The organism is Pigmentiphaga sp. NML030171 (assembly GCF_002188635.1).
Lineage (GTDB): Bacteria > Pseudomonadota > Gammaproteobacteria > Burkholderiales > Burkholderiaceae_B > Pigmentiphaga > Pigmentiphaga daeguensis.
Genome location: NZ_NINX01000047.1, coordinates 1 through 21,822, shown reverse-complemented (window position 1 = coordinate 21,822; position 21,822 = coordinate 1). Strand labels below are relative to the sequence as shown.

The window sequence follows — 21,822 nt, the reverse complement described above, 5'->3', positions numbered from 1 at the left end:
TGTGTTGCTGCGACGGCCCTCAGGCCGTCGCGGTGGATTCGGGAGCGCCCGAGCGGCGATCCATCAGCACCGACTTGGCGGCGTTGGCTTCCTGCAACTCGCGCATGCGCTGCTGGTCGACCAGGTCCTGCAGGGACACCGAGTCCAGGTACTCGACCATCTTGCGGTTGAGCGTGGACCACAGTTCATGCGTCATGCACTTACCGGCCTTGCCGTCGTTGCCGCGGGAACAATCCTGCTTGCCGCCGCAGTCGGTGGCGTCCAGCGGTTCGTCGACGGCGAAGATGATGTCGGCCACGGTAACGTGGCGGGCCAGCTTGGCCAGCGAATAGCCACCGCCCGGACCGCGCATGCTGTCGACCAGTTCATGCCGGCGCAGCTTGCCGAACAACTGCTCCAGATAGGACAGCGAAATGTTCTGGCGCTGGCTGATGGCGGACAGGGTGACCGGGCCGCTGTGCTGGCGCAGCGCCAGATCGATCATGGCAGTGACGGCGAAGCGTCCTTTGGTGGTGAGTCGCATTCGAAACCCCTGAGGTGAACCGGCGGGAGCAAATCCTTAACGATTTGCTCAAGTATAGCCAATTCCCGAATGTTTTTCTAGGGATTAATTCGGGAAATTACCAGGGGGTGATGCTGCGGCGCAAAAATTCGGTCGGGGGGCCAGCCGCGGCGCCTGGCGACGGGGCCGTCGCCGGCAAAACAAGGCCCGGACGCGATCCGGGCCTGCAATGAGGGACAGAACGAAACGGCGATCGGGATTCAGGCCGCCTGGTACTGGGTGGCGCGCTTGCGCACGACTTCCAGCAACCCCTGGCAGGCGTCCTCGATATAGTCGAGCACCTTGGCGAAGCCTTCCGGCCCGCCGTAGTACGGATCCGGGACGGTGGCTTCCTCGTATTCGTTGGCGAAGCGCATCAGCAGCATCAGCTTGTGCTGATATTGCTTGGGCGCCTGCTGTTGCAGCAAGGACAGGTTGTCCCAGTCCATTGCCAGGATCATGTCGAATTCGCGGAAATCGTCCACACGGATCTGGCGCGCGCGGATTTCGCTGATGTCATAGCCACGCTTGCGGGCGGCAGCCTGCATACGGGCATCGGGCGGCTCGCCAATATGGAAGGCGTGCGTCCCGGCCGATTCTATACGGACAACGTCGGAAAGACCGGCGTCCTTCACCAAGCGGCGAAACACGCCCTCTGCGCTCGGCGAGCGACAGATGTTGCCCATGCACACAAACAGTACCTTGGTCATCATGTCCAGAAGTGTGCGGGAAAACCCCGGATAGTTCAAGCTTTTTTTATAAGCACATGAAAATGTGGTGCTTTAAAAACCTCTTTAGAATCAGGGCGTTACCTTTCACGCATTAGCGATTGGGCACCATGGGCAAACACCGCGCACAATAGCGGTTCCACGGACGAATCCTTGTCTCACCCCGTTCGAGCACCAAATCGGTGCACAACTATCTCGCGATGCACAAGTTCGCCGCACCCGGCAACGGGCGCTTCACGCGCGCGCCGGCCCGGCGGCGTTCAGGGCGTCCTCGTCGGCCTGCTGCCCGCCCGCGCCGAATACCTTCTGCTTGAGCGCCAGCAACTGGTCGCGGGCCTGCGCGGCCTTCTCGAACTCCAGGTTGCGCGCGTACTCGAGCATCGCCTTCTCCAGCTTCTTGATCTCCTTGGCGATCTGCTTCTCGCCCATGGCCTCGAAGCGGGCCGCCTCGAGCGACTCGCCGCCGTCCATGCCATCCGACGGCGCATAGACACCGTCGATCAGGTCCCGCACTTCCTTCTTGACCCCTTGCGGGACGATGCCGCGTTCCTCGTTGAAGCGCAACTGTTTCTCGCGGCGGCGGGTGGTCTCGTCCAGCGCCCGCCGCATCGAGTCGGTCATGTGGTCGGCATACAGGATGGCCTTGCCGTTCAGGTTGCGCGCCGCCCGCCCTATGGTCTGGATCAGGCTGCGCTCGGACCGCAGGAAGCCTTCCTTGTCGGCGTCCAGGATGGCCACCAGCGACACCTCGGGGATGTCCAGCCCTTCGCGCAGCAGGTTGATGCCGACCAGCACGTCGAAGGTGCCCAGGCGCAGGTCGCGCAGGATTTCCACGCGCTCGACCGTATCGATGTCCGAGTGCAGGTAGCGCACCTTCACGCCGTGGTCGGTCAGGAAGTCCGTCAGGTCCTCGGCCATGCGCTTGGTCAGCGTGGTGATCAGCACCCGGTCGTTGCGGGCCACCCGCTCGTTGATCTCGCCCAGCACGTCGTCCACCTGGTTCAGCGCGGGCCGGATCTCGACCACGGGATCGACCAGGCCGGTCGGCCGCACCACCTGCTCGACCACGGCGTCGGCATGCTTCTTTTCGTAGTCCGCCGGAGTGGCCGAGACGAAGATGGTCTGGCGCATCTTGGACTCGAATTCCTCGAACTTCAGCGGCCGGTTGTCCATCGCGGACGGCAGGCGAAAGCCGTAGTTCACCAGGGTTTCCTTGCGCGAGCGGTCGCCCTTGTACATGGCGCCGACCTGCCCCACCGTGACGTGGCTCTCGTCGATGATCATCAGGGCGTCGTGCGGCAGGTAGTCCACCAGCGTCGGCGGCGGATCGCCCGGCTTGGCGCCCGACAGGTGGCGCGAGTAGTTCTCGATGCCCTTGCAGAATCCCAGCTCCTGCAGCATCTCGAGGTCGAAGCGGGTGCGCTGTTCCAGGCGCTGGGCCTCGACCAGCTGGCCGTTGTCGACGAAGTAGCGGGTACGCTCGCGCAGCTCTTCCTTGATGGTCTCGATCGCGCGCAGCACGGTGGCGCGGGGCGTCACGTAATGCGAGCCCGGGTAGACCGCGAAGCGCAGGATCTTCTGCCTCACCTTGCCGGTCAGCGGATCGAACAGCTCCAGCGTCTCGACCTCGTCGTCGAACAGCGTGATGCGCAGGGCCAGCTCGGCGTGTTCGGCCGGGAAGACGTCGATCAGCTCGCCCCGGACCCGGAACGTGCCGCGCATGAACTCCGTATCGTTGCGCGTGTACTGCATGGCCACCAGCCGCGCGATGATGTCGCGCTGCCCCATGCGGTCGCCGGTGCGCAGCAGCATCACCATGTCGTGATAGTCGTCGGGATTGCCGATACCGTAGATGCACGAAACGCTGGCCACGATGATGGTATCGCGGCGCTCGAGCAGGCTCTTGGTGGCCGACAGGCGCATCTGCTCGATGTGCTCGTTGATGGACGAATCCTTCTCGATGAAGAGATCGCGGGTCGGCACGTAGGCTTCGGGCTGGTAGTAGTCGTAGTACGAGACGAAATACTCGACCGCGTTGCGCGGGAAGAATTCCCGCATCTCGGCGTAGAGCTGGGCGGCCAGCGTCTTGTTGGGCGCCAGCACGATGGCCGGACGCCCCATGCGGGCGATCACGTTGGCCATGGTGTAGGTCTTGCCCGAGCCGGTCACGCCCAGCAGGGTCTGGTACATCAGGCCGTCCTCGATGCCTTCGCACAGTTGCGCGATGGCCGTCGGCTGGTCCCCGGCGGGCGGATAGGGCTGGTAGAGCTGGAAAGGGCTGCCGTCGTAGGTGACGAAACGGGGCTCGAAGCCTTGCTCGCCGGCGGCTGCCGCCACCACCGCGGCGGCGTCGTTCAACCCATCGGAAGGCGTAGTCTGCATGCTAGACTCTTGTTTCATCAGGAAAACTTCGGCAGCGAAAGGGTCCCAGAGTTCCGGACCCCGATGCGTTTCGTATTGTAAAAACCAACCTGCCATTATCCCCTGCACCACTTCTCCCTTCAACCCCGCGCGCTTAACGGACGCTTTTCATGACTTCGCTCTTCGCCGCCGTAGAACTGGCCCCTCGCGACCCCATCCTGGGCCTTACCGAACAATTCAACGCCGACACCCGCAGCAACAAGGTCAATCTCGGCGTGGGCGTGTACTACAACGACGAAGGCCGGATTCCCCTTCTGAAGGCGGTTCGCAAGGCCGAGCAGGCGCGCATCGACGCGGCCGCCGCGCGCGGCTACCTGCCCATCGAAGGGCTGGCGGGCTATAACCGCGCGGTGCAGGAGCTGCTGCTGGGCGCCGACTCCCCGCTGATCGCCGCGGGCCGGGTCCTGACGGCCCAGAGCCTGGGCGGCACGGGCGCGCTCAAGATCGGCGCCGACTTCCTCAAGCGCCTGGTTCCCCAGGCCAAGGTCGCCATCAGCGACCCGAGCTGGGAAAACCATCGCGCGCTGTTCGAGTACGCCGGCTTCGAGGTCGTCAACTATCCCTACTACGACGCAGCCACCCACGGCGTGAACTTCGCCGGCATGATCGCCGCGCTGGAAAGCTACCCCGCCGGCACGGTGGTCGTGCTGCATGCCTGCTGCCACAACCCGACGGGCGTGGACCTGACCGCCGACCAGTGGACCAAAGTGGTCGAGGTGGTCAAGGCGCGCCAGCTCATTCCCTTCCTGGATATCGCCTACCAGGGCTTCGGCGACGGCATCGACGCCGATGCCACGGCCGTGCGCCAGTTCGCCGACGCCGAACTGACCTTCCTGATCAGCTCGTCTTTCTCGAAGTCCTTCTCGCTGTATGGCGAGCGCGTGGGCGCCCTGTCCCTGGTCGCCGCCGACAAGGAAGAAAGCGGCCGCGTGCTGAGCCAGCTCAAGCGCGTGATCCGCACCAACTACTCCAACCCGCCCACCCATGGCGGCACGGTGGTCGCCCAGGTACTGACCTCGCCCGAACTGCGGGCCGAATGGGAAGCCGAGCTGGGCGAGATGCGCGAACGCATCCGCGCCATGCGCGCCGCCCTGGTCGCCAAGCTCAAGGAACGCGGCGTTGCGCGGGACTTCGGCTTCGTGCTGCAGCAGCGCGGCATGTTCTCGTATTCGGGCCTGACGGCCGCGCAAGTGGACCGCCTGCGCGAAGAGCACGGCATCTATGCCGTCTCGACCGGCCGCATCTGCGTGGCCGCGCTCAACAGCCGCAACATCGATGCCGTCGCCGACGGCATCGCCGCTGTGTTGAAGTAACCCCCTACGCGCTTACGCGCGCCCGGCATGGTGAGCCCCCAGCCGCTACGCGGCAGCCCCCCGAGGGGGCCGGGGCCCGTCTTGGGGCGGCCCGGCGCCGGACCCCGCGGGGCGGCACTGGCGGACCGCCAGAGCCGGATCCGGGACGCCCTGGTTGCGCTCTAGCGTTGGGGCATGCTATAGTTTTTGGCTCGATTCCCCGATAGCTCAGTCGGTAGAGCGACGGACTGTTAATCCGCAGGTCACTGGTTCGAACCCAGTTCGGGGAGCCACAGATTCAAGCAAAAAGCCCTTACGGTTTCGCCGTAGGGGCTTTTTGCTTTTCCCTTGCCATTTGGCCTTCTCGCGTCCGGCCGGCCTCTCGCGGCCGAGGACTTGAGCGCTTCAGTATGAAAAAGTATGATTTATGAAGATGTTATCGGGAGTGATTCATGCCCACTACGCTGGAACGCCTGACAATCACCATGCCATCGGAAATGGCCGCCTCCATCAAGCAAGCCGTGGATGACGGCGAATACGCCTCGACCAGCGAGGTCGTACGTGAGGCCTTGCGCGAATGGAAGACACGCCGCCAACTGATGCTCAATGAACTATCCGCCCTCAAGGCGGATATCGATCAGGGCTTGGTCGACGTAGCCGCAGGCCGAGTCAAGACCTTTGACGCGGACCGCATCATCGCCCGGGGAAAGCAGCTATTAGCCGCACGCTCCAAATAACCGACAGCGCCGAACAGGATCTGGCGGAAATCTGGTCGTATATTGCCGAGGGAGCTTCGGAGGCGACCGCTACCCGGTTCCTGAACAAGCTGTACGGAACGTGCGAGCGATTGCTGGCATACCCTCTGGGACATCCGGAACGGCGACAACTCGGGCGGGACCTGCGTGTGGTCTTCCACGGGGCCTACGCCATCTACTATCAGGCAAGCGAAACCGCAGTCGTGATCGTGCGCGTTTTGCACGGCATGCGCGACCTTGGAGCCATCGCCGACCAAGGTGGGTTCGATATCTAAAGCCACGGCTGCCACCACGCCTGGAACCGCGCTGGCGCGGGCGGTTCCCGCCTGAAACTTCATTCAACATTCAATCTTGATCAACACCGGACCGTCCGGTAATTTGCCGCAGCACGGCCGGTCCGGCGCCCGTTTCCGCCGCAGGCCGGAACCTTGGCCGTTCCCATGACGAGGCGGCGAGCATCCATCGCGCCCGCACCACCGGAGAAGACACCATGCAGAGACGCGCCTTGCTGTCGGCCGCGCTGGCGGGCCTGGCCTGCGCGGCCGCCGCGCCCGTCAGGGCCGATACGTTCCCTTCCCGCCCCATCCGCTTCGTCGTGCCCTTCGGCCCCGGCGGCGGCACCGACATCGTCGCGCGGCTCATCGCTCCCTACCTGTCGGCCGAACTCGGCCAGCAGGTGGTGGTCGAGAACCGTCCCGGCGCGGGCGGCGTGATCGGCTCCAACATGGTGGCCAAGGGCCCCGCCGACGGCTACACCATCCTGTTCGCCGACAGCGCGCGCACGATCGCGCCGTCCATGCAGAAGGACCTGCCGTTCGACATCGCGCGCGACCTCGATCCCATCGGCCTGATCGGCGGTACGCCCCTGCTGCTGCTTGCCCATCCCCAGGCACCGGTCAAGACCCTGGACGAGCTGGTCAAGTACGCCAAGGCCAATCCGGGCAGGCTGACCTACGGCAGTTCGGGCAACGGCACGCCGCAGCACTTCGCCGTGGAGCTCTTGAAGTCGGCCGCGGGCATCGATCTGGTGCACGTGCCCTACAAAGGTGCGGCCGCCGTGGTGGCCGACGCCGTCGGCGGGCAGATCAACCTGGCCTCGGCCACCTATGCGCCGTCGGCCGAATACATACGCAGCAACCGGCTGCTGCCGCTGACGGTGATGGAACCCAGGCGCCTGCCCGCCCTGCCCGAGGTGCCGGCCGCGGCCGAGCGCTATCCCGAAGTGATCATGAGCATCTGGTTCGGCATCATGCTGCCCATGGGGGTCGAGCCGGCCGTCCGCGCGCGGCTGGCCGAGGCGGTCGGCAAGGTCGTCGCCAACCCCGAGTACGCCGACAGGCTGCGCGCCGCCGGCTTCGAACCGATGCGAGAGACCGCGCCCCAGATGAAAGCCCGCATCGAACGCGAGGTGAAACTGTTCGGCGACGTCGCGCGCAAGGCGGGCATCAAGCCCGAGTAGCGCGGCAGGCCCCGGAGCGGGACTGGGGTATCATCCCGCCCATGGCCGTTCATGCTTCCCCGCGCTTCGTCTGGCTGGCACTGCTGTGCGTGCTCTGGCACACGGCCATGCCCGTCGCGCACGCATCGGCGGGCCCGCCGCCATGGCTGTCCGTGCTGTGCACGGCGCAGGGCAGCGTTCCCGCGCCCCAGGATCCGCGCGACGGCGATCCGCATGCGCTGGCCGCCCTGCAATGCCCGCTATGCCTGGCCGGCGCCCATGCCGCCCTGCCCCCGCCCGCCGTGCAGGCGCAGATCGCGCCCGCGCGCGACCTCGGCCAGGCCTGCCGGCCCACCCGGGCCCTGCCGTCCCTGCCCATCCCGCCCCACCTGCATTTCTCGTCCCGCGCGCCGCCGGCCTGAGCCCATGCTCTCCTCGACGCGCCACGCCGGCAGGCTTTGCCGGCCATATTTCCAAGACGAGACCCTCATGCAGATTCGTACGTTCACCCTGTCGCTGCTGTTTTCCATGCTGGCCGCCGGCCAGGCCGTCGCCCACGACTATACCGCCGGCGCGATCCAGATCAACCACCCCTGGAGCCGGGCCACCGTCACCGGCCAGCCCGCCGGAGGCGGTTTCCTGAAGCTGACCAACAAAGGGGCCGACGACAAGCTGATCGCCGTCCGCGCCGACGTCTCGGCCACCGCCGAACTGCACACCATGCAGATGGACGGCGACATCATGCGCATGCGCCAGGTCGACGGCATCGCCCTGCCCGCGGGCCAGACCGTCGAGCTCAGGCCCGGCGGCTACCACATTATGTTCATGCGCCTGAAAGCGCCGCTCAAGGAAGGCACCAGCTTCCCCGCCACCCTGGTCTTCGAGAAGGCGGGCGAGGTCAAGGTGGACTTCAAGGTCGAGCCCGCCGGCGCCGGGGCAGGTTCGGGCGGCCATGGAGCGGGCGGCCATCGCCACTGACGCGGCGGTCCGTGCCGGGAAGGCCGGCACGGGTCTTGCAATCGAACGAGAAAGGATGAATTCTTCTATTTCGGACACTTTTGGTTGCAAACCGTGCCCTCGATAGCCCTGCCCCCTGCCCGGACCGGAACTGCCGCATGACTGCGCTGTACAACGGAATGACCCGGGAAGCGCTGGACGCTTCCTACAACAATTCCGCCGCCGTGCTCAACAGCGCGGTGCTGATGGCGGAATTCGACGAACGCAGCGCCAAGCTGCGGGCCGCCCATCCCCAATACCTGGACCTGCGCTACGGCCCGGCTCCCCGCAACCGGATCGACTATTTCCCCGCGGCCCGTCCGGGACCGCTCATGGTCTTCATCCATGGCGGCTACTGGCAGACGCGCTCCAAGGAAAACTTCAGTTTCCTGACCGCCGGGCCGCTGGCCCATGGGCTGCACGTCGCGCTGGTGGGCTATACCCTGGCGCCCGAGCAGTCCCTGGACGGCATCGTCGGCGAAATACGCGCTGCCTTGGGATGGCTGGCACGGCAGGCCCCACAATGGGGCACCGATCCCGAACGGATGATCGTCAGCGGATGGTCCGCCGGCGCCCACCTGGCGGCCATGGTCCTGGACGAGCCGGGGGTATGCGGCGGCCTGGCCATCAGCGGCGTCTACGATCTCGAGCCCATACGCCTGAGTTACCTGAACGACAAGCTGCGCCTGTGTCCGCCCGACGTCCGGCGGCTCAGCCCCCTGCATCGCCCGCTCAGCCAGCGCGAGCTGGTCCTGGCCTACGGCGCCTCCGAACTGCCCGAGCTGCAACGCCAGTCCGAAACCTTCGCCGCCGCGCGGGCGGGCTTGCCCGGCGAACTGCTGCGGCTGCCCGATCGCAACCACTTCACCATCCTGAACGACCTGGCCTCGCCCGAAGGCATCCTGACCCAGCGCGCGTGCCGCCTGGCGGGGCTGTAGGAACGGCCCCGCCTCACGCCTCGTCCCGCACGGCCAGGACGGCGCGGCCCCGGCTCAGGTCGGACAGCATCGTTCGCAGCGCCTCCAGGCGCGGCCGCGGCACGCTCAATGCCAGCGTCGCGCCCTGTTCGTCGAAAAGCTCGCCGAGGACCTCGGCGCCGTGCTCCTTCAGCCGCGCCTTGAACAGCGGCAGCTCGGCGAAGGTGCAGGCGACCTCGGCCTCGGCCAGGTCCAGCAGCGGCACCCGGCGCCCCAGCCGCAGGCAGTTGGCCGCGCAGCCGCCATAGGCGCGCGCCAGGCCGCCCGCGCCCAGCAGCGTGCCGCCGAACCAGCGCACCACCAGCACCGCCACGCGATCGCAGGACTGCCCGTCTATGGCCTGCAGGATGGGGCGGCCGGCCGTCCCGCCCGGCTCGCCGTCGTCGTTGAAACGGTACGCGGCGCCGATGCGATAGGCCCAGCAGTTATGCGTGGCCGTGGGGTCGGCATGCCGGGCGAAGAAAGCCAGCGCCTCGTCGGCGCTGGCCACGGGCGCCGCGTGGGCGACGAACCGGCTCTTGCGAACCTCCTCGCGGTAGCTGCAAGGCGCCTCGAGCGTGAAGAGGGAACTCATGCGGCGAGTTTACCGCGCCCCTTGCGCCTTGCTTTGACGAACGTCATTTTTCTGCTATATTTGCGGGCTCCTTTCCCCGATAGCTCAGTCGGTAGAGCGACGGACTGTTAATCCGCAGGTCACTGGTTCGAACCCAGTTCGGGGAGCCAAGATTAAAAATGAAAACGGACGCCCCCGGGCGTCCGTTTTCATTTGTGCGGTCCGGTCGCTCGGCAGGGATAATGCGGGGACCAATAAAAAAACAGGGACCAATAAACAGAGACAACGCGTCAGAGACAACACGTGCCAGCCAACGCTTCCCCCCTCACTCATCGGCGCGTGCTTGCGATGGCCCTGCCCATCGTGCTCGCCAACCTGACCCAGCCCCTGATGTCCGCGGTGGACACCGCCGTGGCGGGCCACCTGCCCGGCCCCGAATACCTGGCTGGCGTGGCGCTGGGGGGCCTGCTCTTCAGCTTCCTGTTCTGGGGCTTCGGCTTCCTGCGCATGGGCACGACGGGGCTCGTCGCCCAGGCCTGGGGCAAGGGCGACGAACAGGCGCTGGCCGCCAGCGTGGTGCGGGCGGTATCCCTTGCGCTGGCCATCGGCCTGGCGCTGCTGGTGTTGCAGCGGCCCCTGATCTCGCTGGTGCTGGGCCTGCTGGGCGGCAGCGCCGAGGCCACGCGCCAGGCCATCGCGTATTGCTCGGGCCGGATCTGGGCGGCGCCGCTGGCGCTGGTCAACTACGTGGTGCTGGGCTGGCTGCTGGGGTGCCAGCGCGTGCGGCTGGCGCTGGCCCTGCAGATCCTGATCAACGTGGTCAACCTGGGCGCCGTGCTGCTGTTCGTGCATGGCTTCGGCCTGGGCGTGGCGGGCATAGGCGCGGCGACCGCGGTGGCCGACGGCGCCGGCACGCTGGCGGGCGGCATCCTGCTGTGGCGCTCGCACCGCGCCGCCTGGCCGCGACTGCGCCTGGCGGTCTTGCGCGACGCCGCCGCGATGCGGCGCCTGGTCGGCATCAATTTCCACATCTTCGTGCGCACGGCCTGCCTGCTGGCCAGCATGGGATGGTTCGCCCACCTGGGCGCCACCCAGGGCGACATGGTCCTGGCCGCCAACGCGCTGCTGCTGAATTTCCTGACCTTCATGGCCTTCGGCCTGGACGGCTTCGCCCATGCGGCCGAGGCGCTGGTGGGCGCCGCCGTGGGTGCGGGCGACCGCCCGGGCCTGCGGCGCGCCGTGCGGCTGTGCATGGGCTGGGCCTTCGCCGGCGCGCTCGCCTATGCCCTGGTCTACCTGGCCGTGGGTCCATGGATAGTGAGCCTGCTGACCGACCAGGCGGCGCTGCGCGAGACCGCCGGCCGCTTCCTGCCCTGGCTGGCGCTGGCGCCCATCGCCTCGGTCGCGGCCTACCTGTACGACGGCATCTTCATCGGCGCCACCCAGACCCGCGCGCTGATGCAGGCCATGCTGGTCTGCGGCGCGGCGTTCCTGGCGCTGTCGCTGGGCTTGCTGCCGCGGCTGGGCAACCATGGACTGTGGCTGTCCTTCCTTGCTTTCAATGCCCTGCGCGGCCTGACGCTGCACCTGGCCGCGCCGCGCACGCTCTATCGCGAGTTCCCGACCGGGCCGGCCGCACGGCTGGACAACGTGTAACCAGTTATCCCCGCATCCTGTGGACAACGTTGGGGACAGCCCTGGAACATGACGAAGCGACCCGCATCACAGCAGGCTCCGAGGTTCCCCGCCCACGAAATGAGCAAGGCCCGTTCCCGGCGTGCCGCCTTGACAACCGCTTGCCGCGCCGATTAAGGTCTCGCCCCTTGCATCGAATTGGTGACTCCATGGTTGTCTGGCTGAAAGTGCCCTTTGCCGAGAAAGACGAAGCCAAGGCGCTCGGGGCCAGATGGTCGCCAGCGCAGAAGAAGTGGTACGTCAAGGACGGCGCCGATGCCGCGCCCTTCCAGCGCTGGCTGGATGCCGACGCGCCCTCGCCAGCTCAGGCGCCCGCCGCGCCGCAGCCCACGGGGGACGAAACGCCGCCGGCCGGCGGCGCCATCGTCTACTGCGACGGCGCCTGCCGCGGCAACCCCGGCGGCCCAGGAGGCTGGGGCGCGTGGATCCGCACCACCGAGGCCACCGTGGAAATCTTCGGCGGCTCGCCCGACACCACCAACAACCGCATGGAACTGACCGCCACCATCGAGGCGCTGCGCTGGCTGCCGCAGGCCTGCGAGGTGGTCGTCTACACCGACTCGCAATACGTCGTGAACGGCATGACGCAATGGCGCCACGGCTGGGTACGCAAGAACTGGAAGGACGTCAAGAACGTCGAGCTGTGGAAGGCGCTGATCGCCGAGGCCGACCGGCATCGCGCAACCTTCCGGTGGGTGCGCGGACATAGCGGGCACCGCGGCAACGAACGCGCGGATGCGCTGGCCAACGAAGGGCTGGACCACGCCAAGCGTACCGGCCGCGGCGAAGTGGTGGTGCGCATCGTGGCCGAGCACGGCGCCGCAGGATAACGGCCGGCTATCGGCGGACCTCAGGCAGGCAGCCGGATCGCCCGGTCAGAAGCCCCCAGGTCCCTGAGCGTGTCGACCAGGATCTCCTGGAACTTCGTGATGCCCAGGCTGATGGGCCGATCGATGCGCCGCACGAGATAGCGCGACAGAAACAGGCCCTTCACCGGGCCGCCGTCGAAGTCCCCGCGCTTGATGTCGGCGCCTATGCCGGAGTACGGCGAAATGTGGGCCCCTACCCCGCGGCGCACGAGATCCTTGATGACCTGGAAGGCATCGGTCTCCACCGTGACGTTCAGCGCCACGCCCAGGCGCGCGGCCTCGCTCTCGATGTGCTGGCGCGCCAGTTGCGCGCGTCCGGGCTGGATCAGCGGCAGCCCGGCCAGCTCCTTCACCGAGTAGGTCCTGAGCGCATGCCGGCTTTTGCGGCGGCGGGGCATCATCACCCAGAACTCCTCATCGCACAGGTGCGTGCTGACGAGCAGCGGATTGGCGCCCCCGGCCAATACCGCGAGGTCGAGCCTGTCGGCCAGCAGCCGGTCGCGCAATTCGTTGCTCAGGCCCTCGTACAGGTCGAACGTGGCCTGCGGGTACATCTTCTGGAACGCGGCCGCGACCGTGCCGATCACGAAGCCGCCCAACGAAGGCGGAAAGCCGATCCGCAGCGTGCCGGCGACAGTGGTGCTGGACGCGATGACGTTGGCGCGGACTTCGCGCACCAATCGGAAGATGGCCTCGGCTCCCGACAGCAGCCGCATGCCGGCCTCGGTCGGTTCGACGCCGCGGCTGTGGCGGAACAGGAGCTGCACGCCCAGTTCGTCCTCCAGCAGCAGCACCTGCCGCGTCAGCGCGGGCTGTGCGATGTGCAGCGCCACCGAGGCCTTCGTGAAGCTCTTCAACTGCGCGACGCGCACGAAATACCGGAGTTGAACCAGATCCATCGCTGCCTCGCCATGCGTTTTCGCTATCGAATTATTTTATAGCTCGCCCCGAAAAACGGCATTTCTCCTGCGCCGCGAGTCCGTCCAGAATGTCCTGGCACATGAACAAGACGGAGACACCATGCAACGCCATCTCATCGCGCCGCGCCTTGTCCTTGCCGCCGCGTCGCTGCTGATCGCGGCCACGGCGGGCGCGCAGGCCTATCCCACCCGGCCGATCCGGCTGATCGTGCCCTTCCCCGTGGGCGGTTCCACGGATACCTATGCCCGCCTGGCCGGCAAGCTGCTGGGCGAGGCGCTGGGCCAGCCCGTGATCGTTGACAACCGCGCCGGCGCCACCGGCCTGATCGGCAGCCGATTGGTCAAGGATGCGCCAGCCGACGGCTACACGCTGCTCTACACCACCAACAGCGCCCACGTCATCGGCCCGCTGCTGCACAAGCAGCACACCTTCGACCCGGCCGCCGATTTCACGCCCATCACCGAGGCGCTGCGCTTTCCCGCCTACCTGGTGGCCTCGGCCAAGCTGCCGGCCAGGACCTTCAAGGAATTCCTCGCCCTGGCCAAGTCCCGGCAAGGCGCGTTGAGCTACGCCAGCGCGGGAACCGGCGGCGGCAGCCACCTCGCCTGCGAACAGATGCTGGATGCGGCGGGCATCAAGGCCCTGCACGTGCCCTATTCGGGCGCGGGGCCGGCACAGACCTCGGTCATCGCCGGAGAGGTGGACTTCCTGTGCGACTCCGTCGGCAATTCTCAGTCCATGGTCCGCGCGGGCAAGATGCGAGGACTGGCGCTGGCCGCCGCGCAGCGCTCGCCCGCCATCCCCGACATCCCGACCATGCGCGAGGAAGGCGTCCCGGTGGAGGCCTACGTCTGGCAAGGCGTCTTCGCGCCCAAGGGATTGCCCGCCGACATACGGGACAAGCTGGCGGCGGAGATCGCCCGGGTCATGCGCATGCCCGAGATGCAGGCCCGCCTGCAAAAGGACGGCTACGACCTCGTGCTCCAGCCGCCCGACCAATTCGCCAGGGACCTGGTCGCCGAGCAATCGATGTGGGCCAGGCTGATCGCCGAGAAGAATATCAAGGCCGACTGACCTTCGCCGGCGCCACCGCACTTTCCACGCAACCACGAATGGACATCGACCATGTTTGAATACTTCGGCGACAACTACACCTGGAATATGGCCGTCAACCTGGCGCTCGGCATGGGCGCCGAGATCGGCGAGCTCGACGACGCCTCCGGCCCCGTCAAGGAAGCGTCGCGCCGCGGCGACCCGCATGCGGCCGAGATCCTGTTCGCCGCCTGGACCGGGCTGGCCGACCGCGTGAAGGCGCTGGCGCAGCAGGACCTCCAGCACGATCGCGCCTACAGCGCGGGCCGCAAGTTCAAGCGCGCCGCCATCTACTACGTGCAGGCCGAACGCATGCAGGCGCCGCGCTTCCCAGGCCGGGACACGGCCTTCCGCAACATGCTCGAGTGCTTTCGGCGCTACGCCAGGCTGACCGGCCAGCCCGTCGAATGGGTGGACGTGCCCTACCAGGGCACCACCCTGCCGGCCCTGTACGTCCCGGCGCGCGAGATACCGCCCGGCGGCGCGCCCTGCATGGTGCATTTCGACGGACTGGACGTGACCAAGGAGATCCTGTACCTGATGGGCATGGGCGAGGCCTTGCGCGAGCGCGGCGTGTCCGTGCTGCTGGTGGACAACCCCGGCGTGGGCGAGGCCTTGCGCCTGCAGGGCCTGACCAATTTCCCCGAGGCCGAGGTGCCCGCCTCGGCCTGCGTCGACTACCTGGAGGGACGCGACGACGTCGATGCCTCGCGCATCGGCATCATGGCATTGTCGCTGGGCGGCTATCACGCGCCGCGCGCCGCCGCCTTCGAACCCCGCCTGCGCTGCTGCGTGGCCTGGGGCGCCAACTACGACTGGGGCGCGACCCAGCGCTACCGCCACCAGAGCCAGGACCCGCGGCTACCCGTTCCGCATTACTGGGAACATGTGATGTGGGTGTTCGGCCAGACCACCATGGAAGGCCTGCTGGCCACGGCGGACCGCATGACGCTGGAGGGCGTGCTGCATCGCATACGCTGCCCCATCCTGGTCACGCACGGCGAGAACGACCGGCAGATCAAGCTGGTCCAGGCCGAACGCCTGGTCGCCGAATGCGTGAACAGCCCCAAGGCGGAGCTGTTCGTCCATACGCTGCGCGATGGCGGCGCCGAGCATTGCAGCGTCGACAACCTGGCGCTGGGCGTGGACGCCATCGCTGACTGGATCGGCGCAACCATGCGGGAGCTTGGGCAGCGCCCGCAGGATCGACGCCCGCGCTAGCCGGCCTTCGCCCCGAACTTGGCCGGCACGACGACGGCACGATCGTCCGCGCCGGCCTCGGGCGACGCCGGCGCCTTCCTGGCGTGCTTGAGGCGGTAGTCCTCGAGGAACTTGGCGATGCGGCCGATGGCCTCGCGCAGATCCGCCTCGTGCGGCAGGAACACGATGCGGAAGTGGTCGGGATGCGGCCAGTTGAACCCCGTTCCCTGCACCAGCATCACCCGCGTGGCTTCCAGCATCTGCAGGAAGAACTGGCGGTCGTCCTCGATGGGATACACCTCGGGATCCAGCCGCGGGAACATGTAGAGCGCGGCCTGCGGCTTGACGCAGGTCACGCCGGGAATGGCGGTGATCAATTCATAGGCCAGGTCGCGCTGCTGGCGCAGCCGGCCCCCCGGGGCCACCAGGTCGTTGATGCTCTGGTAGCCGCCCAGCGCGGTCTGGATCGCCCACTGGCCCGGCACGTTCGCGCATAGCCTCATGTTGGCGAGCATGTTCAGGCCGTCGATGTAATCGCGCGCGGCGCGCTTGTCGCCCGAGACCACCAGCCAGCCCGCGCGGTAGCCGCAGGCGCGGTAGCTCTTGGACAGCGAGTTGAAGGTCAGCGTCAGCACGTCGGTGGACAGGCTCGCCAGCGCGGTGTGGCGGGCGTCGTCGTACAGCACCTTGTCGTAGACCTCGTCGGCCAGGATGACCAGCCCGTGCTCGCGCGCGATGGCGACGATCTCCTGCAGCACGTGGTCGGGATAGACCACGCCGGTCGGGTTGTTCGGGTTGATGACCACGATCCCCTTGGTGCGCGGGGTGATCTTGGCCCGGATGTCGTCCAGGTCGGGAATCCAGCCCTTGGCCTCGTCGCACAGGTAGTGCACGGGCGTGCCGCCCGACAGGCTCACGACCGCCGTCCACAGCGGGTAGTCCGGCGCGGGCAGCAGCAACTCGTCGCCGTCGTCCAGCAGCGCGTTGGTGGCCATCGCGATCAGGTCGGAGGCGCCGTTGCCCAGGTAGATGTCTTCCAGCGTCACGCCCTGCACGCCCTGCGCTTGGGTGTAGTGCATGACCGCCTTGCGCGCGGCGAAGATGCCCTTGCTGTCCGAATAACCCGCCGAGTTGGGCAGGTTGCGGATCATGTCGAGCTGGATTTCCTCGGGAGCGTCGAAACCGAACACGGCCAGGTTGCCGATGTTGAGCTTGATGAGCTTCTGGCCTTCGTCTTCCATCTGCTTGGCCCTGTCCATGATGGGGCCGCGGATGTCGTACAGGACGTGGGCTAGTTTGTTCGATTTGTTGATGGGTTTCATGAATGAACGGTCTTTCCTAGGGATTACAGCAACAACTCGGCCAAGCCACGATACCAGAACCGGGACACGGCATGCCGAAAGACAGGGATGCCGCCGCCACTTCCCTCAAATACTGTATATTTATACAGTAATCATTCATGTTTGCCGGCTCATGTCCGCCTTCGGAATCTCGTCCGCCACGGCCCATGCCGCCATCCACCCGCTCCTTTGGCGCGGCTCGCAACTCGCGCGCGCCAACCGTCCGGGCCTGGAAACCGGCCATCCCGACCTGTCCCGCCACCTGCCCGGCGGAGGCTGGCCCCTGGGCAGTCTGACCGAACTGCTGCTGGCACAACCCGGTCTGGGCGAAATGCGGCTGCTCCTGCCCGCCCTGCGGCAACTGCCCGCCCGGCGCAGCATCGTGCTGCTGCATCCGCCTCACGCGCCCTGCGCGCAAGCCTGGCTGGCGCATCGTTTTCCCGCCAGCCAGTTGCTGTGGATCGATCCCAGTCAGGCTGCCGATGCCCTGTGGGCCGCCGAACGCATCCTGCAGCACGGCAGTTGCGGCGCCCTGCTGTACTGGTCCGCCCGGCCACCGGCCAGTGCCCTGCGTCGGCTGCACCTTGCGGCGCAGGCGGGCGACACCGCCTTCTTCATGTTCCGCCATGCCGATGCCGCGCGCGCCTCGTCGCCGTCGCCGCTACGCCTGCTGCTGCGGCCCGCGGGCGACCATCTCAGCGTGACCATCCTGAAGCGCCGCGGCCCCCATCACGAAACGCCGCTGCTGCTGCCGCTCGCGCCGCCGGCGCCCGCCTTCGGCAGCGGCCAGCCTTCCTCCGAGCCTCGCCATGCGTTTGTGGATCAGCGTCTACCTGACGCAGCCCAGCCTCGACGCCCTGAACCCGCTCTGGCAGGATGATCCGGCAGCCGTGATCGTGGTGCTGGACCACGAAGCGGTAGTGGCCGTGACACCCGCAGCTGGCCGGCTGGGCGTACGGCCCGGCATGCGCAAAAAAGGGGCCGGCGCGCTGGCACCCCATGCCGAGTTCCTCCAACGCGATCCGGCGCGCGAGACACAGCTGCTGGAGGCCGCCGCGCTGGCCATGCTGCAATATACCCCCGAGGTGGCACTGGGCCCCGATGCCAGCCTGCTGCTGGACGTGGGCGCCGGCCTGCGAGTCTTCGGCGGTCCTGCCGCCTTGTGCCGACGCATACGCGACAGCTTGCGCCAGCTCGGCTGCCACGCTCGCCTCGGCATGGGTCCCACGGCACACGGCGCCTGGTTGCTGGCGGCACGCGCCACGCCGGGACCGCGACGCGTCCTGCGGGAGACGCCCCTGATACGCCGGATAGCGAACCTGCCCTGCCTGCTGCTGCCTCCTGCACGGCCGCATCGCGACTGGCTGGACGGTATCGGCTGCCGCACAGTGGCGGCCCTGATGAAACTGCCTCGATCCGGCCTGCAACGCCGGTGCGGCCGCGAACTGCTCGACTTGCTGGACCAGGCCTGCGGCCGCAAGCCGGAGCTGTTCACCTGGGTCCAGGCCCCACCCGAGTTCTCGGCCCGCGTGGAATTGCTCTTTCGCATCGACCACGCTCCCGCAGTCCTTGTCGTGGCTCGACGCCTTGTCCAGCAATTGGCGGGCTGGCTACACGCCAGCCAGACCGCGACCAATGCCATCGTTCTGGTCCTGGAACATGAACGCGGCCGATACGCCCGTCCTCCTACCCGCCTGACCGTGTCCCTGGCCAATCCGGGCTGGGAGGCCGACCATCTGCTGCGCCTGCTCAAGGAACACCTGGACCGGATGGCGATGGAGGCGCCTGCCATCGCCATCGGCCTGCACGCCGATGCCATCGTGCCGCGCGCCACCCCTTCCGAAACCTTGTTCACCGATCCCGGCGGCACACCGGCCGACCATGACCGCCTGCTTGAACTGCTGGTGGCGCGCCTGGGCCCGGACCGGGTCCTGGCCGCCCGCCCCCTGGCCGACCATCGCCCCGAGGTCGCCAGCCGTTGGCTGCCGGCCCTGGATCGTGGCCGGCCCGATGCCGAAGCCTGCGGCTTCGCCGCCGAACGGCCCTTGTGGCTGTTGCGCCAGCCCATCCCCCTCGTCATGCGCCAGCACCGCCCCTACTACGGCACGCCGCTGCGCCTGGTGCGTGGCCCCGAGCGCATCGAAAGCGGTTGGTGGGACGGGGCGCCCATCGCCCGCGATTACTTCGTGGCCGAAAGCACCGACCGCATCCGCTACTGGATCTACCTCGACCAGGCGCTGGAGGAACCGCGCTGGTATCTCCACGGCCTGTATGCCTGACGCCATGGACCTGCCCGCTTCCCTACCCGGCACCCAGCTTCCCGACTATGCCGAGCTGCAATGCCTCACCAACTTCACCTTCCTGCGGGGCGCGTCCTGGCCCGAGGAAATGGTGGCACGCGCCGTGGACCTGGGTTATAGCGCGCTGGCCATCACCGACGAATGTTCCCTGGCCGGCGTCGTCCGCGCGCACGTGCAGGCCAAAAAGCAGAAGCTGCCGCTGATTCTGGGCAGCCAGTTCCGGCTGGAGGACGATGCCGGTCCCCTGCCCGTGCAACTGGTACTTCTGGCCATGAACAAGGACGGCTATGGCAACCTGTCCGAGCTGATCACGCTGGCCCGCTCGCACGCGGCCAAGGGCAGCTACCAATTGCGACCGGACGATCTTGCCCACCCTGATACTCGGCACGCGCATTTGCGCGGCATGCCGGACTGCCTGGCCCTGCTCGTTCCAGACCATGGACTCGAGCCCTCCCGCCTGGATGGGCACGCCGCATGGCTGGCCGCTACTTTCCCCGACCGATGCTGGCTGGCGCTGAACCTGCCCAATCGCGCGGACGATCCCCGCCACCGAGCCACGGTGGAAAGCGTGGCTCGCGCGCACGGCCTGCCGGTGGTCGCCACAGGCCAGGTGGAAATGCACGTGCGCTCGCGCAAGCCACTGCACGATGTCCTGTGCGGCATTCGGATGCGCCGGTCCGTGGCCGACTGCGGATACGCGCTGGCGGCCAATGCCGAACAGCATCTGCGGGCACGCGTGCACCTGGCCCGGACCTATCCTCCGGAGGCCTTGCGGGAAAGCGTGCGGATCGCTCGGCTGTGCACCTTCGACCTCGATGAACTGCGGTACGAGTACCCCGAGGAACTCGTGCCGGCCGGGCATACGCCCACCTCCTACCTGCGTAGCGAAACCTATGCCGGTGCGCACAAGCGCTATCCCGAGGGCATTCCCGACAGGGTCCGGGACCGCCTGGAAAAAGAACTCGCGCTGATCGCCGACTTGCGTTACGAGGCCTATTTCCTGACGGTCTACGACATCGTCAAGTTCGCCGTCGGACGCGGCATCCTCTGCCAGGGACGCGGCTCGGCCGCCAATTCCGCCGTCTGCTATTGCCTGGCCATCACCGCGGTCGCGCCGGAAAACATAGATCTGCTGTTTGGTCGCTTCATCAGCAAAGAACGCAACGAGCCCCCTGACATCGACGTCGATTTCGAGCACCAGCGCCGCGAAGAAGTCATCCAGTACATCTATGAAAAATACGGCCGCGACCGGGCAGCACTGACCGCCGTCGTCATCGCCTACCGCTCGCGCAGCGCGCTGCGCGACGTAGGGCGCGCCCTGGGCATGGATCTGGCCCTGGTCGATCGCGTGGCCAAGGCCCATCAATGGTGGGACGGCAGGAAGAACCTGCTGCTGCGTTTCCAGGAATGCGGTCTGGCGGCCGAATCGCTGGAAGCGAAACTATGGGCGAACCTGACCGAGCAGTTGCTGGACTTTCCCCGCCACCTGTCCCAGCATCCCGGCGGCTTCGTCATGTCGCACAGCACCCTGTCGCGCATGGTCCCCATCGAGAACGCGGCCATGAAGGACCGCAGCGTCGTGCAATGGGACAAGGACGATCTCGATGCCGTAGGCCTGCTCAAGGTGGACGTGCTGGCCCTGGGCATGCTGACGGCGCTGCGCCGCGCGCTTGAATTCGCCAGCCAGCGGCGGCGGCACACGCTGGAACTTTATGCCATCAAGCATGGCGACGTACCCACCTACGACATGATCTGCAAGGCAGACACCATAGGCGTCTTCCAGATCGAGTCCCGCGCGCAGATGAGCATGCTGCCCCGCCTGCGGCCGCGCAACCTGTACGACCTGACCATCCAGATCGCCATCGTGCGGCCCGGCCCCATCCAGGGCGGCATGGTGCATCCCTTCCTGCGCCGCCGCCAAAAACCGGAAGAGATCGACTACCCCAGCCCCGACGTGAAGGACGTGCTGGAACGCACCTGCGGCGTTCCCATCTTCCAGGAGCAGGTCATGCAGATCGCCATGCGCGCGGCCGGCTACACCGAAGGCGAGGCCGATGAGTTGAGACGCTCCATGGCTGCGTGGAAACGCAAGGGCCGACTGGAAAAACACTACGAGAAAATCGTAGCCGGCATGCTCGAGCGCGGCTACGACATCGAATTCGCCCAGGCCATCTGCCGCCAGATCCAGGGCTTCGGCGAATACGGCTTTCCCGAATCGCACGCAGCCAGCTTCGCACTGCTGGCCTATGCCAGCTCCTGGCTCAAGTGCCACGAACCCGAAGCCTTCCTGGCCGCGCTGCTCAACAGCCAGCCCATGGGCTTCTACTCGCCCTACCAGCTCATCCAGGACGCACAGCGCCATGGCGTGGTCGTCCTGCCCGTCGACGTGCTGGTCAGTAATTGGGACGCCACCCTGGAAGACACCGGCGGCGAACGCCCCGCCGTGCGGCTTGGACTGAACCAGGTGCAGGGCTTGTCCGAAGAAACCGGCCTGCGCATCCAGGCCGCGCGCGAACAGGCGCCCTTCCAGGACGCCACCGACCTGGGCCGGCGCGCCGATCTCGACCGCCACGCCTTGCAGGCCCTGGCGGCCGCCGATGCGCTGCGTGCCCTGTCCGGCCACCGGCGCGCCGCCCTGTGGGAAGCCATCGACAGCGTCCCCCAGCGCGACCTGCTGCGCGACGCCATGGTGCACGAACAGGCG

The 21,822-nt window shown here is 67.2% G+C and carries 20 protein-coding genes, 2 tRNA genes and 1 pseudogene; 17 read left to right on the top strand and 6 right to left on the bottom strand.

Features of this window, described 5'->3' with window-relative positions:
* Positions 1 to 19: 19 nt before the first annotated feature.
* The 3 genes from CDO46_RS23915 to uvrB form a co-directional block, all read right to left on the bottom strand.
* A complete protein-coding gene (locus CDO46_RS23915) occupies positions 20 to 523 on the bottom strand; it encodes an Rrf2 family transcriptional regulator (protein WP_087841073.1) in 504 nt (167 codons plus the stop codon).
* A 239-nt stretch (positions 524 to 762) separates the two neighbouring features.
* On the bottom strand, positions 763 to 1,254 hold the full coding sequence (locus CDO46_RS23910; protein ID WP_087779776.1) for a low molecular weight protein-tyrosine-phosphatase: 492 nt from the start codon (positions 1,252 to 1,254) through the stop codon (positions 763 to 765).
* 249 nt (positions 1,255 to 1,503) lie between these two features.
* Positions 1,504 to 3,651, bottom strand: coding sequence for an excinuclease ABC subunit UvrB (gene uvrB / locus CDO46_RS23905; protein WP_087841072.1), 2,148 nt, complete (start codon positions 3,649 to 3,651; stop codon positions 1,504 to 1,506).
* A gap of 149 nt (positions 3,652 to 3,800) precedes the next feature.
* Between uvrB and CDO46_RS23900 the strand changes: the two genes are divergently transcribed.
* From CDO46_RS23900 to CDO46_RS23865, 8 genes are all read left to right on the top strand, one after another.
* A complete protein-coding gene (locus CDO46_RS23900; protein WP_087841071.1) occupies positions 3,801 to 5,003 on the top strand; it encodes an amino acid aminotransferase in 1,203 nt (400 codons plus the stop codon).
* Positions 5,004 to 5,199: 196 nt separating this feature from the next.
* A tRNA-Asn gene (locus CDO46_RS23895) sits at positions 5,200 to 5,275 on the top strand.
* A 159-nt stretch (positions 5,276 to 5,434) separates the two neighbouring features.
* Complete coding sequence (locus CDO46_RS23890) at positions 5,435 to 5,719, top strand: type II toxin-antitoxin system ParD family antitoxin (RefSeq protein ID WP_087841070.1); 285 nt, start codon at positions 5,435 to 5,437, stop codon at positions 5,717 to 5,719.
* The gene (locus CDO46_RS28845; RefSeq protein ID WP_087841069.1) at positions 5,698 to 6,012 is read left to right on the top strand and encodes a type II toxin-antitoxin system RelE/ParE family toxin; all 315 of its coding nucleotides are present in this window, start codon (positions 5,698 to 5,700) and stop codon (positions 6,010 to 6,012) included. Before CDO46_RS23890 ends, CDO46_RS28845 begins: the two co-directional genes overlap by 22 nt.
* A 215-nt stretch (positions 6,013 to 6,227) precedes the next feature.
* Positions 6,228 to 7,196, top strand: coding sequence for a tripartite tricarboxylate transporter substrate binding protein (locus CDO46_RS23880; protein ID WP_087841068.1), 969 nt, complete (start codon positions 6,228 to 6,230; stop codon positions 7,194 to 7,196).
* 41 nt (positions 7,197 to 7,237) lie between these two features.
* Positions 7,238 to 7,597 (top strand): DUF2946 domain-containing protein, encoded by a 360-nt coding sequence (locus tag CDO46_RS23875; protein ID WP_087841067.1) that lies wholly within the window; start codon positions 7,238 to 7,240, stop codon positions 7,595 to 7,597.
* 67 nt (positions 7,598 to 7,664) lie between these two features.
* Entirely contained in the window at positions 7,665 to 8,153 is a 489-nt protein-coding gene (locus CDO46_RS23870; protein WP_087841066.1) for a copper chaperone PCu(A)C, read from the top strand.
* A gap of 137 nt (positions 8,154 to 8,290) precedes the next feature.
* On the top strand, positions 8,291 to 9,109 hold the full coding sequence (locus CDO46_RS23865) for an alpha/beta hydrolase (RefSeq protein WP_087841065.1): 819 nt from the start codon (positions 8,291 to 8,293) through the stop codon (positions 9,107 to 9,109).
* A gap of 13 nt (positions 9,110 to 9,122) precedes the next feature.
* Here CDO46_RS23865 and CDO46_RS23860 read toward each other — a convergent pair whose 3' ends face one another.
* Positions 9,123 to 9,722, bottom strand: a complete 600-nt coding sequence (locus CDO46_RS23860) for a YigZ family protein (protein ID WP_087841064.1) — start codon at positions 9,720 to 9,722, stop codon at positions 9,123 to 9,125.
* A 73-nt stretch (positions 9,723 to 9,795) separates the two neighbouring features.
* Here CDO46_RS23860 and CDO46_RS23855 point away from each other — a divergent pair.
* The 4 genes and pseudogenes from CDO46_RS23855 to rnhA all read left to right on the top strand — a co-directional run bounded on the left by CDO46_RS23855 (position 9,796) and on the right by rnhA (position 12,226).
* Positions 9,796 to 9,871: transfer RNA gene (locus tag CDO46_RS23855), tRNA-Asn, on the top strand.
* Between the two features lie 178 nt (positions 9,872 to 10,049).
* Complete coding sequence (locus tag CDO46_RS23850) at positions 10,050 to 11,357, top strand: MATE family efflux transporter (RefSeq protein ID WP_087841063.1); 1,308 nt, start codon at positions 10,050 to 10,052, stop codon at positions 11,355 to 11,357.
* A 188-nt stretch (positions 11,358 to 11,545) separates the two neighbouring features.
* Positions 11,546 to 11,665 (top strand): annotated as a pseudogene (locus CDO46_RS28735) (DUF5710 domain-containing protein); the annotation flags it as partial.
* 93 nt (positions 11,666 to 11,758) lie between these two features.
* Positions 11,759 to 12,226: a ribonuclease HI gene (gene rnhA / locus CDO46_RS23845; protein WP_243724617.1), complete on the top strand. Its 468-nt coding sequence runs from the start codon at positions 11,759 to 11,761 to the stop codon at positions 12,224 to 12,226.
* Between the two features lie 20 nt (positions 12,227 to 12,246).
* Here the strand turns inward: rnhA and CDO46_RS23840 are convergent, their stop codons facing one another.
* Positions 12,247 to 13,164, bottom strand: coding sequence for a LysR family transcriptional regulator (locus CDO46_RS23840; RefSeq protein WP_087841061.1), 918 nt, complete (start codon positions 13,162 to 13,164; stop codon positions 12,247 to 12,249).
* 121 nt (positions 13,165 to 13,285) lie between these two features.
* Here CDO46_RS23840 and CDO46_RS23835 point away from each other — a divergent pair, with 121 nt between their 5' ends.
* On the top strand, positions 13,286 to 14,260 hold the full coding sequence (locus tag CDO46_RS23835; RefSeq protein WP_087841060.1) for a tripartite tricarboxylate transporter substrate binding protein: 975 nt from the start codon (positions 13,286 to 13,288) through the stop codon (positions 14,258 to 14,260).
* A 51-nt stretch (positions 14,261 to 14,311) separates the two neighbouring features.
* A complete protein-coding gene (locus CDO46_RS23830; protein ID WP_087841059.1) occupies positions 14,312 to 15,499 on the top strand; it encodes a S9 family peptidase in 1,188 nt (395 codons plus the stop codon).
* On the opposite strand, the gene CDO46_RS23825 is transcribed toward CDO46_RS23830, so the two are convergent.
* Entirely contained in the window at positions 15,496 to 16,800 is a 1,305-nt protein-coding gene (locus tag CDO46_RS23825) for a pyridoxal phosphate-dependent aminotransferase (RefSeq protein ID WP_233146089.1), read from the bottom strand. The two genes, CDO46_RS23830 and CDO46_RS23825, sit on opposite strands and share 4 nt — an antisense overlap.
* 151 nt (positions 16,801 to 16,951) lie before the next feature.
* Here CDO46_RS23825 and imuA point away from each other — a divergent pair, with 151 nt between their 5' ends.
* The 3 genes from imuA to CDO46_RS23810 form a co-directional block, all read left to right on the top strand.
* Positions 16,952 to 17,698 carry a translesion DNA synthesis-associated protein ImuA gene (gene imuA / locus CDO46_RS23820; RefSeq protein WP_087841058.1) on the top strand — a complete coding sequence of 249 codons (747 nt, stop codon included), beginning with the start codon at positions 16,952 to 16,954 and terminating at the stop codon, positions 17,696 to 17,698.
* Positions 17,628 to 19,097, top strand: coding sequence for a DNA polymerase Y family protein (locus CDO46_RS23815; RefSeq protein ID WP_087841057.1), 1,470 nt, complete (start codon positions 17,628 to 17,630; stop codon positions 19,095 to 19,097). The genes imuA and CDO46_RS23815 overlap by 71 nt, the downstream gene beginning before the upstream one ends.
* The coding region (locus CDO46_RS23810; protein WP_369597226.1) for an error-prone DNA polymerase at positions 19,090 to 21,822 on the top strand (2,733 nt) is incomplete at its 3' end. The genes CDO46_RS23815 and CDO46_RS23810, both read left to right, overlap by 8 nt.